Here is a 12,198-nt window from a genome sequence, read left to right on the forward strand (position 1 = left end):
CCTGATGTACGAGGGCGGCCTGGAGAAGATGCGCTGGTCGATCTCCGAGACCGCCGAGTGGGGCGACTACGTCACCGGTCCCCGCATCATCACCGACGCCACCAAGGCCGAGATGAAGAAGGTCCTCGCGGAGATCCAGGACGGCTCCTTCGCCAACAACTGGATCGCCGAGTACAACGCCGGCCTGCCGCGCTACAACGAGTACAAGAAGGCCGACGAGAACCACCTGCTGGAGACCACCGGCAAGAAGCTCCGCAAGCTCATGAGCTGGGTCGAGAACGGTGACTGACCCTTCCCCGCGGATCCCCGCGCCGTCCGACCGGCGCGGGGATCCGCGCTTCGCCCTGCTCCTCCTCGACAGCTACCGACGCCTGGTGGGCGTCCATATGTGCCCGCCGGTGTGGGCATCGGACGCCGAGGCGGCCCAATGGCTCTACGAGGAGGCACCCTTCGGGCTGCTGGCGCACGACGGATCGGACGACCCGCTGTTCGTCTACGCCAACCGCACCGCGCAGCGGTCCTTCGGCTACACCTGGGAGGAGTTCATCGGCCTCCCGTCGCGCCGGTCGGCCGCGCCCGACGCGCAGCAGGACCGGGCCGCGCTGCTCGCATCGGTGGACGAACGCGGCTACGCCGACGGGTACCAGGGTCTGCGGCAGCACAAGGACGGCCGGATATTCCGGATCGAGGACGTCTGCATGTGGAACCTCGAGGACTCCGACGGAACCCACCACGGTCAGGCCGCCGTGTTCCGTCCCCCGGTCGGACCCGGACCGTCCGAAAGCACCGCACGCCCACTGCCCACCCACACAACGGGCAGGTAGGCGCGATCGCGCCGGCAACCGGAGAAGGCGGCACGATCCCCCTCGGCGTTTCGCCAGTGACCTCGGTCTCGGGTGGCCCTCGCCAGAGGCGAGCACGCGGTGATCCGTTGAACACGACCCGACCCTGGAGAAGCATGCAGACCTCAAAAGAGACCGGGGCCGCCACGGGCTCCACCGATTGCGAGGCCCGGCCCAACCACGCGGCACAACCCGACGCCGGGCGTTGCCGCACCATGCGTCGTACGCCCGAGCCACAGGCCGTCCCGGCCGCCGGCCCCGACGATGCCAGGCCGGTCGCAGACGGAGGTCCCCGGCCCCGCGCGGATGCACTGCGCAACCGCGAGCGGATCGTGGCGGCTGCCCGTGAGGTCTTCGTGGAGCGGGGACCAGCCGCCCCGCTTGACGAGATCGCCCGGCGCGCCGGCGTCGGAAATGCCACGCTCTACCGGCACTTCCGTGAACGGCAGTCCCTGCTGCACGCCGTACTGCTGTCCGTCGTAGGCCGCATGGCCGACCAGGTCGAGCGCGCCGCCGCGGAGAGCACCGACGCCTTCGCCGCGCTGGAGCGTTTCCTGCACGACGCGGTGGACGAGCGGCTCGGACCGCTGTGCGGCCTCTTGCTCGACAAGGGCGGGCAGTTCCCGGCAGAACTGTCGTCGCAGTACGCGCGGGTGGAAGCCGCGGTCGGCAGACTCATGGACGACGCCCGGCGGGACGGCCGGATCCGTGCTGACGTCGATCTCCAGGACGTGCTGACCGCGATGTCCCTACTGGCGCGCCCCGTGCCCGGCAGCGACCACCACATCGCGGACGTCCACCGCCGTCTGCAGCTTCTCATCGACGGGTTGCGCGTGTCCGCCCCGCACGGATGAGGCAAGCCCTCACCAGAGCCCCGAGCCAAGCGGAGCGAGCAGATGCCCCGCAAGCACACGTACAGGCAGTCGATGGTGTGGCCCGCGGGTTCGTTTCCTGGCGACCTACCGTGGACCGCGCGCGACGCCTTGGGCCAGGCCGGAATCGTGCGAAGACGGGAGTCAGTCCGGCGCGGGCCAGGGCCTGGGCAACCGGGGGGTGCCTCTATGTCCTTCGTCAAGCCTGCGGGGGTCACGCGGCTGTTGCCGCGGGGACGCGGGTCTCGTAGAAGGTTCCGTCGCGGAGCATGGCGAACAGGACGCTGATGCGCTGGCGGGCGAGGCGGAGGAGGGCTTGGGTATGGGTTTTGCCGCGGGCCCGGCATTTGTCGTAGGAGGTGCGGGATGCGGGGTCGTGCAGGGCGGCGAACGCGGTCAGGAACATCGCGCGTTTGAGTTGCCGATTGCCGCCTCTGGGTGCGTGTTCGCCGTGGATCGAGGTGCCCGACTGTTTCGTGGCCGGGGCGAGGCCGGCGTAGGAGGCCAGGTGGGCGGCGGTGGGGAAGCTGGTGCCGTCGCCGACGGTGACCAGCAGGACTGCGGCGATCCTGACGCCGACGCCGGGCAGTGACGTCAGGACCTGGGAAGCTGTCGGCCCTCCCGCCCGTCGACGTCCTCACCGCCGTCTTCGCCGACGCCCACGGTAAACACCTGACCAGCATGCAGATGGACCCCCAGCTCAAAGACGCCATCCAACGAGCGGCGGGCGAAGCTAGAAGGGGGATGGAAGATCACCTGCGTCAAACGATTGTGGAAGCAGTCGCCGGACACGAGTCGGAGCGACGCGCCAGAACGGACGCGGCTCTACTAAGCCAACTACTGCAACGCTCATCGCCCGACGAGGTCCTCGCCGCTCTGGCTCTAGTAACAGCCGAACGTCAGACCGCAGGTCCGGCCAAAGGGATATGGCTACCTCAGGCCCTGCAGGGCCGGCCGGTGCACTCGGTGACCGAGCGCGTGAGCGTTGCCAGGGACGTGGCTCTGCAGACCTGCCCGTGAAGGTCGGTGTCTTCAAGAACGAGGGCAAGATCGTCGTGCTTCTGGTGGGCCCCGCTCGACTTCAAACCGTCGGTGACCGCGGAAGGCTGGGGGAGGGTGGATGTTCTGGACGCTGCGGGATATTTGTGTGCGGCACAGACGGCAAGGACAAGTACCGCCCGCCATGCACGTAAATAACCCAGTCCAGGACGTGCAGCCCCGGAGGCCCCGCACCCGGCCCACCCCGCACCCCGCGACGCGGCCACTGACCGCGCCGGATGGGGGTCCCCCCGGCCGAAGGCTGGGGGAGGGCGGGAGGGCGGGGGACAGCCCGCCGCAGGCGCAAAACAACCCGCACACGAGCAACCGGGCAGCCCGGCGCAGCCGCCCGCAGGCGCGAACAACCCGCACACGACAACCGGCCGCACCCCGAACCGCGGGCGCAGCACACCCGCACACCCCACCGGTCGCGACAACCGACCCCGGTCAGACCCACGTACCCCGCGGTAATGACACCCCCCTGCCCCCGGTGCGACGATGCACCCCCAGGCAACGCACACCCTCGCGCGAAGGGGACGGGACCGGCCCATGGCGGAGCTGCACGATCTGACGGCGCTGGAGCAGGGGAAGGCGATCAGGGCCGGGGAGGTCTCCCCGACGGAACTCGCCGAGCACTATCTGGACCGCGTCGACCGGCACAACGACACCCTCGGGGCGTTCATCACCGTCACCCCGGCGATCGCCCGCAAGCAGGCCGCCGACGCCGAGTCGGAGGCGCTCGCGGCCCGGCGCGACGACCGCCGGCCGCGCCTGTCGCCGCTGCACGGCGTCCCGGTGCCGGTCAAGGACCTCAACTTCGTCGCCGGCGTGCGCTGCACCCTGGGCTCGCAGGCGTACGCCGACCACGTGCCGGACGTCGACGACCACGTCGCCGCCAAGCTGCGTGCGGCCGGCACGGTGCTGCTGGGCAAGACCAACACCCCGGAGTTCGGGTTGCCCTGCTACACCGAGAACAGGCTGGCCCCGCCGGCCCGCACCCCGTGGGACCTGGAGCGTTCCGCCGGCGGCTCCAGCGGCGGGGCCGCGGCCGCGGTCGCCGGGGGGCTCGCCCCCCTCGCCCAGGGCAGCGACGGCGGCGGCTCGATCCGCATCCCCGCGTCCGTGTGCGGCCTGTTCGGCATCAAGCCCAGCCGGGGAAGGGTCAGCGCGGGCCCGGTTCAGCACGACGTGAGCGGCCTGAGCGGCAGCGGGCCGATCGCCCGTACGGTCGCGGACGCGGCGGCCCTGCTCGACGTCCTGGCGGGCCCGATGCCGGGCGACCCGTACAGCGCGCCCTCGCTGCCGCAGGGCGAGTCCTTCTCCTCGTACGTCGGCCGCGATCCGGGGACGCTGCGCGTGGTCGGGCTGCCACAGCCCCCCGTTCCCGGGGTCGAGCTGCACCCGGACTGCCGTGCCGCGTACGACGGCGCCGCCGGGCTGCTGCGCGGGCTGGGCCACCAGGTGGACGAGGTCGAGCTGCCCGTGGACGACGCGATCCTGCACGCCTTCACCCGGGTGTGGGGCGTGATGGCCACCGTCTACCCGGTGGCGCCGGAGCAGGAGGAGCTGCTGATGCCGCTCACCCGGCACCTGCGCGCCGAGGGGGGCAAGGTGAGCGGCCCCGACTTCGCCGCGTCGCTGTACGCGTTCCGGGCACTGGGGCAGCTCATCGCCGACGCCCTGCTCTCCTCGTACGACGTCGTGCTGACGCCGACGCTGGCGCGGCCCCCGGCGTTCGTGGGGAGCGCGGGTCTGCGGAACGACACGGACCCGGCGGCGGAGTTCGCGGGGCTGGCCGGTTACACGCCGTTCACGCCGATCTTCAACGCCACCGGGCAGCCGGCCGTGAACGTGCCGCTGCACTGGACGGAGGAGGGGCTGCCGATCGGCGTGATGTTCGGCGGCCGCTACGGGGACGAGGCGACGCTCATCTCGCTGTCGGCGCAGCTGGAGGCGGCCCGTCCGTGGGCCGGCCGCAGGCCGGAGATCTGGTAGCGGGTGCGGGGCGCGGCGGCTCCGTGCCGAGCAGGCGCCGCGCGCCGGGCCCCTGGTCGCCGAGCGCGTCGCCGGGGTTGGACAGGGCGCAGCGGTCCAGGGAGAGGCAGCCGCAGCCGATGCAGTCGTCGAGGCTGTCCCGCAGCGCGGTGAGCCGGTCGATGCGGGCGTCGAGTTCGGCCCGCCATCCCGCGGAGAGCCGGGACCAGTCGGACCGGTCCGGGGTGCGGCCCTCGGGGAGGCCGTCCAGTGCCTCGCGGATCGCGGCGAGCGGCATGCCGACCCGCTGGGAGGCCCGGATGAAGGCGACGCGGCGCAGGGTGTCGCGGGTGTAGCGGCGCTGGTTGCCGGCGGTGCGGCGGCTGCGGATCAGTCCCTGCGCCTCGTAGTAGCGCAGTGCCGAGACGGCGGCGCCGCTGCGCCCGCTCAGCTGGCCGACGGTCAGTTCACGGTGCTCGCCGGGGATCCTCGCCACGCCCCGACTCTACTTGCGGCGCGGGACGCTCGTGCGCCACAACCGGACGCAGGAGACGAGCGCCGCGGCGACCAGCAGCGCGTTGCGGACGGCGACGACGGCGGCGCCCTGCCAGGTGGCGGCCATGACGTCCGTGAAGAACAGCGGGTAGTCGACCGTGGTGACGGCGGTGGCGAGCAGCACCAGCGCGGCGACCGGCCGCTGGGTGGTCTGCCGCATGGTCAGGCAGACCGCGCCGAGGCCGATCAGCCACACCAGGTACTGGGGGCTGATCACCCGGCTGGTGACGGTGAACAGGAGCACGGCGGCCAGCGCGGCGTCGTACGGTGTGGCCGGGGTCCAACGGGCCGCCTTCATGCGCCAGATCAGCAGCCACAGCAGGCAGATCCCGGTGAGCAGCAGGGAGGCGGTGGTGATCTCGGCGACGTAGGGGCCGGTGAACTCCAGCGAGCCGTAGTGCGCGACCACCCGCCCCGGCCAGCCGAACATCTCGGCGACGTGCAGGAAGGTGCCGCCGAGGGACTCGATCTCGACGCCGCGGTGGTGCTGCGCGGACAGGAAGCCCAAGGCGCCGCGGAAGGCGGTGCACAGCACCAGCAGCAGCCCGCCCGCTGACAGCGCGAGCGCGGTCCAGGTCTGCCGGGTGGTCCGGCCGCGCGGGGTGCCGAGCACGGTCAGTACGGGCCAGAGCTTGATCAGGGCGGCGATCCCGGCGAGCGCGCCGCCGAGCCGCGGGCGCGCGGGCAGCGCGAGCAGCGCCCCGACAGCGACGACGGTGACCATCAGGTCGTACCGGGCGTAGGGCAGGTGCATCAGCAGCGGCAGGGCGAGCGCCCACAGCCACGCGCCGGCGGTGCTGCGGCCGGGCCGGCCGGTCCCAGCCCTCAGCAGGAGGAGCAGGACGACGGCGTCGGCGGCGAGCGACAGCAGGACGAAGCCCTGGAAGTAGCTGAGCCCGGGCAGCAGCACCGGGGCGAGCATCACCAGCGCGGCGCCGGGCGGGTACTGCCAGGTCACGTCGCCGACGGGGAAGGTGCCGTGCGTGAAGCCCTCGCTCCAGTGGTGGTAGAGGAAGTGCACCTCCCGGGCGATGTCGCCCTGCCCGCTGCGCAGCACGGCCAGCATGACGACGCGGCTGGCGAGCCAGTAGACGGCCAGCGCGAACCAGGTCTGGGGCCAGGTCGAGGGGCGCAGCAGAGCGGTGCGGGCGGCGGCCGGGGAGGGGGTGCCGCCGCCGTGCCGGACCTCCACCGTGTGCCAGTCGGACGGGCTGGTCTCCGTGGGGGCCTCGGCCACTTCCGTCTCCTCCACCGGCGCGAACAGGGACATACGGAGATGAAAGATAGTCACAAACCGGACGAGCGGCCGTTGATACGCGCCGGGTGCGGGGCGTTGACAGGGGTCCGCCGCGGACACCATGCTGAGCAAGCGCTTGGACAGTACGGGAGGCATGACATGGCACAGCCCAGGATCTTCACCTCGGTCGGCGAGCTGAAGGACGCCATCGGGGAGGACCTCGGCACGACCGGCTGGCTGGAGGTCGACCAGAAGCGGATCGACCTGTTCGCGGACGCCACCGGGGACCACCAGTGGATCCACGTCGATCCGGAGAAGGCGGCCCAGGGCCCCTTCGGCACCACCATCGCGCACGGCTACCTGACGCTGTCGCTGATCCCGTCCTTCACCCCGGAGCTGCTGCGGGTCGAGGGCGTGAAGATGGGCGTCAACTACGGGGTGAACAAGGTCCGTTTCCCCTCCCCCGTGCCCGTCGGCTCCCGCCTGAGGGCCACCGGCCGGATCGCCGAGGTGAGCGAGGTGCCCGGCGGCGCCCAGCTCGTCGTGGCGATCACCGTGGAGCGCGAGGGCGCCGACAAGCCGGTGTGCGTGGCCGAGACGGTCGTCCGCTTCTACCTCTGACGGGGCGCGTACCCGACCATGCGCAGGGCGAGATCGGCGTACAGCGCGCCGATCGCGTCCGGCGTCCGGCGCCCGTCGGGGTTGAACCAGCGGGCCACGTCGATGCAGAGCGACAGCAGCGCGACGGTGGTCCCCGGCACGTCCGGCACGTCGAACTCCCCGGCCCGCACGCCGTCGTGGATCACCGAGCGGACCGCGGCCTCGCTCTCCCGGCGCAGCTCCACCACCTCGGTGTAGTGCTCGGGGCCGAGCGCGCCGAGCTCGTACTGCACGACGCGGCCCGTGGTGTGGTGCTCGGCGTGCCAGCGGACGAAGGAGCGCACGGCCGCGGCCAGCCGGTCGGCCGGGCCGCCGTCGCCGTTCGCGGCGTCCTGGAGCAGCCCGAGGGAGAGCCGGTGCCCGACGACGCTGATCTGGTAGAGCAGCTCTTCCTTGGTCTTGTAGTGGATGTACAGAGCCGCGGGGCTCATGCCCGCCCGGCCGGCGATGTCGCGCGTGGTCGTGGCGTGGTAGCCGCGCTCCGCGAACGCCTCGACCGCGGCGATCACCAGCCGCCGGGCGGCATCAGGGGTGATGCCGCTCCACGCCTCGGTCCGCTCCGACTGCTCCGCCTCCACGTCCATGGCGGACACCCTACATGGGCGCTGAGCAAGCGCTTAGATACCGAGCGGTCGGTCGGTGCCGGGCGGCCCCGTCAGAAGGCCGAGACCCCCGTCAGCTCCCGGCCGATCAGCAGCTTCTGGATCTGGCTCGTGCCCTCGTACAGGGTCATCACCCGGGCGTCCCGCAGCAGCTTGCCCACGGGGTACTCGTCGATGTAGCCGTAGCCGCCGAAGACCTGCAGCGCGTTGTTGGCGCAGCGCACCGCCGCCTCACTGGCGAAGAGCTTCGCCTTGGACGACTCCGCCGCGAAGGGCAGGCCCCGGTCGACGAGGTCGGCGACCCGCCAGGTCAGCAGCCGCGCGGCGTCGACGTCCAGGGCGATGTCCGCGAGCAGCTCCTGCACCAGCTGGTGCGCGGCGATCGGCCTGCCGAACTGCTCGCGCTCCCTGGCGTAGCCCACGGCCGCGTCCAGCGCCGCCTGCGCGATGCCCACACATCCGGCGGCCACCGACATACGGCCCTTGGCCAGGGCGGACATCGCCACGGAGAAGCCCTTCCCCTCGGGCCCGAGCATCGCCGAGGCCGGCACGCGCACGTCCTCCAGCGCCAGCTCCGCCGTGGCCTGGCCGCGCAGGCCGAGCTTCCCGTGCACCTCGCGCCGGGTCAGGCCGGGGCTGCCGGCGGGCACGAGGAAGGCGCTGACGCCCTTGTGGCCGGGGGTGTCGTTGGTGCGGGCGAAGAGCAGGACGACGTCCGCCCAGGTGCCGTTCGTGATGAACATCTTGGCGCCGTTGATCACATAGTCGCCGCCGTCGCGCCGGGCACGCGTGGTCAGGTTGCCGGCGTCCGAGCCGGTGCCGGGCTCGGTCAGCCCGAAGCAGCCCACCGCCTCGCCGGAGGCCAGCCGGGGCAGCCAGTCGCGCTTCTGCTCGTCCGTGCCCCAGTGGGCGACGGACTTCGCCACGAGCCCGAGCGAGACGGAGACGATCCCGCGCACCGAGGAGTCACCGCGCCCCAGCTCCTCGGTGACCAGGCAGTACGCCAGGTGGTCGCCGCCGGAGCCGCCGTACTCCTCGGGAATGGTCAGTCCGAGGAATCCCACGGCGCCCAGCTTCTCGACGATGCCCCGGTCCACGCTCTCCGCCCGGTCCCACGCGGCCGCGTACGGCGCGATCTCGCGCTCGGTGAACCCGGCGGCGAGCGCGCGGACCGCGGCCTGCTCCTCGGACAGCTCAAGATTCACGGCGCACCTCGGTTCTGCTTTAAATTATCACTGCTAGTTTCCTGTCGGCAGCCTCTACTATGTGCCGCATGGCCCGTCCCCGCAAGCCCCTGCTCAGCCGCGAACGCATCGTCGCCACGGCGCTCGTGCTCGTGGACGAGGAGGGACTGCAGGCCGTCTCCACCCGCCGCCTCGCCGCCGAACTCGGCGTCAGCGGGCCGAGCCTCTACAACCACTTCACGACCAAGGACGACATCCTGGACGCGGTCGCCGACGCCGTCGTCGGCGAGGTCGACCTGACCGTGTTCGACGACGGCCGCGACTGGCGCGACGCCCTCGTCGCCTGGGCCCGCTCCTACCGTGGCGCGCTCGCGGCCCACCCGCACATCGTCCCGTTCCTCGCCCAGGGCCCCGGGCGCCGTCCGGCCGGCCTGCGCATGGCCGACGCGGTCTTCGGCGGCATGACCGCCGCCGGCTGGCCCCCGGCCCACGCCACCCGCGTCGGCGCGCTCATGCGCTACTTCGTGGCCGGGTCCGCCCTGGGCTCCTTCGCACGGGGCTTCGTCGACGACCCCTCGGCGTACGACCCGGCGGACTACCCGCACCTCGGCCAGGCCCACCTGCTCGCGGAACGGCAGCAACAGGTGGACGAGGGCGCCTTCGAGACGGGCCTGCGCGCCCTCGTCGACGGGCTCGCTGTGCAGTTCGCCGCGCTGGGCACCGGCCGCTGAGGTCCGGAACTCACAGTTCACGGCTCACGGTTCACATGCGTGCGCCGGTCACCGCCGTAGCCGTCCCCATCGCGGTCACCGCTGCCCGGGTCCCGGTCGCCGGTCAGGATCCGGCCACCGGAGCCGTCCTGACTCATGTCGTCGGTGTACTGCAGCGTCGCATACGTCCCGGTGCCATCGGCCGCGGGGCGGCGGCGTATGCGGTCGCGGGCACGAGCGCTCCCCCGGCCACGACGGCGGAGGCGGCGGACAGCGCGAAGAGGCGGCGGGTCAGGATCATGGGAGTTCCCCTCGGGTGATGGGCCTGAGCGGCCCGGGTACGGAGACTCCCTCAAGCAGGCCGCGCGACCCCCTTCGCGTCATGACCCGGCATCCCGTGGCCTGACACGCGCGGGCGGCGGTGGGCGAGACCACCGGCGCGACCTCGCCGAGCAGTGCCGTGAGCTCCCGGCGGTCGCTCCGCACGCGAAAGGCCCGGCGCGTCGACATGTCGACGCGCCGGGCCTTTCGCGCGTGGGTCAGCCCGCGGGGGTGGACTCCACCGGAGCGACGGGAGCGGGAGCCGGGGCCGGGGCCTCCGCCGGGGCGACGGGGGCCGGGACGGCGGCCTCGACCGGGGCGGCCGGGGCGGCGGCCTCGACCGGGGCCGCGGGAGCCTGCGCCGGAACCGCGGGAGCCGCGACGGGAGGCGCGGGCGCGACGACGGGAGCCGCCACGGGAGCGGCGGGAGTCACAACGGCGGCTGCGGCGGCAGCGGCGGCCTTGGCCTCCTCGACGGCCTTGGCCTCGGCGGCCTCCTCCGCCTCGATCTCCGCGGTGTGCTTGGCCACGAACGCCTCGCCCAGGACCTCGCGGGCCTCCTTGAGGTGGTCGAGCTCCACCTCGCCGTTCTCGGCGACGTGGCCCTCCAGGGCCTCGAACATCTTCTCCACCGGCTCGTGCGAGCCGCCGAGGCGTTGCTCCGCGTAGACCGCGACACCCAGCTTCAGGAAGAGCTCGGCCGTGCGGCGGTTGACGGTGAAGTCGTGGATGGCGTCGCCGCCCGCGTCGAAGCCCTTCTCGATGACTTCGAATGCCTTCTTGATGAGACTCACGCTGTGCTCCCCTGCACGTGCCTGTCGGGCGACCGCCCGACTGCGACCTGTTCTGACCTGAATTGAACTCTTCCGCAACGCAAATGACCGAGCGAGCCGGTCCGCGCCGAACCCTATGGCAGTTTCCCGGCCGATGCGCAGCCGCCCCACCGTCAATCCGTGCCCGGCGGGCGGGGCTTGGCGTGGCGGCGGAACCGTTTCACCGGGGCCCGTGTCCTCCTTCACAGGTGGTTCCACGCCGCGGAGACCACGTGCGAAGGGGGATGGTGATGGGACAGGTGCGCGAGGGGGCACGGTTGGGGACCTGGGCCGTCGGCGGGGTCATCGGCCTGGCGGTGCTGTACGTGATCGGGGTGTTCGCCTTCGGCGGCGCGGGGTGGATCACCGCCCCCTTCCGCGGCGAGGCGGAAGAGCACGGGAACACCGTCGGTTCCGGCGAGTTCCGGCAGGCCACGTACGAGGAGTTCTTCGACCTGTGCGAGGCCGTGCAGAACGCCGAGGGGACGATCCAGGCGCTCCAGGAGGAGCGCAAGGCCGCTTCGGAGGTTCGCACGACGCAGATCGACCAGTCGATCACCGCGCTGAGGGCCGCGCGGATCGAGTCGGTCAACGCCTACAACGCGAAGGCCGCCCAGGAGCACCGCGCCCCCTTCCGCGACAAGGACCTGCCGTACCGGCTGGATGCCGCGGCCGAGCGCACGACGTGCACCAACTGATCCCCGTCTCCTCCCGGGAAGAAGGCAGCACCGCATGAGGAAGTACGCACGTATGGCCCTGGCCGCCGTGGTCGCGCTCGTCGTGGGCCTCGCCCTGACGTCCTGCACCGACTCCAGCCAGGACAAGGAGAACAGGGCCAAGCAGGAGAACTACGACCGTCTCGTCGCCCTGCAGCCGGCGGGCCGCATGGAGTACTCGCCGACCCGCGAGGCGATCAACGAGTGGATCAAGACGTGGGGGAAGCGGGGCAAACTCTCGTACGTCTACATCCAGAACGCCAACGGCGAGTACGGGTACTTCATCATGAAGGGCCTGCCGGTGCCGCGCTGCAAGATGCTCACTCCGACGGAGCGGGTGGAGACCACCGACCACGGCGTCGGGGTCCTCGCACAGCCCGGCATGGACGGCACGTACACGTCGGGTTCCACCTGCAACGCCTACTACGGCTTCGACGCGACGACAGGCGCCTATATGGAGTTCACGGTCGGCACGAACCAGTCGTTCTTCCTGTTCGACAAGCCCATGACGATGCCGGAGTACGCCAGCGCAAGGCAGTTGGGGCCGACCTCGGTGAAGGACGTCGCGAACCGGTCCTGAACGGGCGCCGGCAGTCAGGGCGCGTGCGGCGCCGAAGGCCGGGGCGGGCGGGGTAACCGCCCGCCCCGGGGGCGGTTGCCCCGTGCGGCGCCGCG

The 12,198-nt window shown here is 72.1% G+C and carries 12 protein-coding genes and 2 pseudogenes; 8 read left to right on the forward strand and 6 right to left on the reverse strand.

The features are described from left to right. The 3 genes and pseudogenes from PV342_RS31285 to PV342_RS31295 form a co-directional block, all read left to right on the forward strand. Window positions 1–289: pseudogene (locus PV342_RS31285) on the forward strand (ketol-acid reductoisomerase); the annotation flags it as partial. Further along, window positions 282–824, forward strand: a complete 543-nt coding sequence (locus PV342_RS31290) for an MEKHLA domain-containing protein (RefSeq protein ID WP_500319590.1) — start codon at window positions 282–284, stop codon at window positions 822–824. The pseudogene PV342_RS31285 and the gene PV342_RS31290, both read left to right, overlap by 8 nt. Window positions 825–1,174: 350 nt before the next feature. Next, on the forward strand, window positions 1,175–1,696 hold the full coding sequence (locus tag PV342_RS31295) for a TetR/AcrR family transcriptional regulator (RefSeq protein WP_400806777.1): 522 nt from the start codon (window positions 1,175–1,177) through the stop codon (window positions 1,694–1,696). A 232-nt stretch (window positions 1,697–1,928) separates the two neighbouring features. Here the strand turns inward: PV342_RS31295 and PV342_RS31300 are convergent. Beyond that, window positions 1,929–2,321, reverse strand: a pseudogene (locus PV342_RS31300) (transposase); the annotation flags it as partial. Between the two features lie 980 nt (window positions 2,322–3,301). Between PV342_RS31300 and PV342_RS31305 the strand changes: the two are divergent. Then, entirely contained in the window at window positions 3,302–4,747 is a 1,446-nt protein-coding gene (locus PV342_RS31305; protein ID WP_500319592.1) for an amidase, read from the forward strand. Here PV342_RS31305 and soxR read toward each other — a convergent pair. Beyond that, entirely contained in the window at window positions 4,680–5,222 is a 543-nt protein-coding gene (soxR, locus tag PV342_RS31310) for a redox-sensitive transcriptional activator SoxR (protein WP_386995294.1), read from the reverse strand. The genes PV342_RS31305 and soxR overlap by 68 nt on opposite strands. A gap of 9 nt (window positions 5,223–5,231) precedes the next feature. Next, window positions 5,232–6,551 (reverse strand): glycosyltransferase 87 family protein, encoded by a 1,320-nt coding sequence (locus PV342_RS31315; RefSeq protein WP_500319594.1) that lies wholly within the window; start codon window positions 6,549–6,551, stop codon window positions 5,232–5,234. Between the two features lie 126 nt (window positions 6,552–6,677). Here PV342_RS31315 and PV342_RS31320 point away from each other — a divergent pair, with 126 nt between their 5' ends. Continuing rightward, window positions 6,678–7,139 (forward strand): MaoC family dehydratase, encoded by a 462-nt coding sequence (locus tag PV342_RS31320; protein WP_329188720.1) that lies wholly within the window; start codon window positions 6,678–6,680, stop codon window positions 7,137–7,139. Here the strand turns inward: PV342_RS31320 and PV342_RS31325 are convergent. Further along, window positions 7,130–7,762 carry a TetR/AcrR family transcriptional regulator gene (locus tag PV342_RS31325; RefSeq protein WP_018558981.1) on the reverse strand — a complete coding sequence of 211 codons (633 nt, stop codon included), beginning with the start codon at window positions 7,760–7,762 and terminating at the stop codon, window positions 7,130–7,132. The genes PV342_RS31320 and PV342_RS31325 overlap by 10 nt on opposite strands. Before the next feature lie 71 nt (window positions 7,763–7,833). Beyond that, window positions 7,834–8,985 carry an acyl-CoA dehydrogenase family protein gene (locus PV342_RS31330; RefSeq protein ID WP_500319596.1) on the reverse strand — a complete coding sequence of 384 codons (1,152 nt, stop codon included), beginning with the start codon at window positions 8,983–8,985 and terminating at the stop codon, window positions 7,834–7,836. A gap of 68 nt (window positions 8,986–9,053) precedes the next feature. Here PV342_RS31330 and PV342_RS31335 point away from each other — a divergent pair, with 68 nt between their 5' ends. Continuing rightward, the gene (locus PV342_RS31335; RefSeq protein WP_500319598.1) at window positions 9,054–9,695 is read left to right on the forward strand and encodes a TetR/AcrR family transcriptional regulator; all 642 of its coding nucleotides are present in this window, start codon (window positions 9,054–9,056) and stop codon (window positions 9,693–9,695) included. A gap of 518 nt (window positions 9,696–10,213) precedes the next feature. Here PV342_RS31335 and PV342_RS31340 read toward each other — a convergent pair. Further along, on the reverse strand, window positions 10,214–10,789 hold the full coding sequence (locus PV342_RS31340) for a hypothetical protein (protein WP_386995299.1): 576 nt from the start codon (window positions 10,787–10,789) through the stop codon (window positions 10,214–10,216). 263 nt (window positions 10,790–11,052) lie between these two features. Here PV342_RS31340 and PV342_RS31345 point away from each other — a divergent pair, with 263 nt between their 5' ends. Both PV342_RS31345 and PV342_RS31350 read left to right on the forward strand, forming a co-directional pair. Next, the gene (locus PV342_RS31345; RefSeq protein WP_500319600.1) at window positions 11,053–11,505 is read left to right on the forward strand and encodes a hypothetical protein; all 453 of its coding nucleotides are present in this window, start codon (window positions 11,053–11,055) and stop codon (window positions 11,503–11,505) included. A 34-nt stretch (window positions 11,506–11,539) separates the two neighbouring features. After that, complete coding sequence (locus PV342_RS31350; protein ID WP_386995304.1) at window positions 11,540–12,103, forward strand: hypothetical protein; 564 nt, start codon at window positions 11,540–11,542, stop codon at window positions 12,101–12,103. The last annotated feature ends 95 nt before the right edge of the window (window positions 12,104–12,198 follow it).

Source organism: Streptomyces sp. PA03-3a (genome assembly GCF_033792735.1).
Lineage (GTDB): Bacteria > Actinomycetota > Actinomycetes > Streptomycetales > Streptomycetaceae > Actinacidiphila.

Coding starts and splice junctions, on each gene's coding strand:
- PV342_RS31305 (WP_500319592.1), top strand. CDS start 3,302: ATGGCGGAGCTGCACGATCTGACGGCGCTGGAGCAGGGGAAGGCGATC.
- PV342_RS31335 (WP_500319598.1), top strand. CDS start 9,054: ATGGCCCGTCCCCGCAAGCCCCTGCTCAGCCGCGAACGCATCGTCGCC.
- PV342_RS31350 (WP_386995304.1), top strand. CDS start 11,540: ATGAGGAAGTACGCACGTATGGCCCTGGCCGCCGTGGTCGCGCTCGTC.
- PV342_RS31315 (WP_500319594.1), bottom strand. CDS start 6,551: ATGTCCCTGTTCGCGCCGGTGGAGGAGACGGAAGTGGCCGAGGCCCCC.
- PV342_RS31320 (WP_329188720.1), top strand. CDS start 6,678: ATGGCACAGCCCAGGATCTTCACCTCGGTCGGCGAGCTGAAGGACGCC.
- PV342_RS31345 (WP_500319600.1), top strand. CDS start 11,053: ATGGTGATGGGACAGGTGCGCGAGGGGGCACGGTTGGGGACCTGGGCC.
- PV342_RS31325 (WP_018558981.1), bottom strand. CDS start 7,762: ATGGACGTGGAGGCGGAGCAGTCGGAGCGGACCGAGGCGTGGAGCGGC.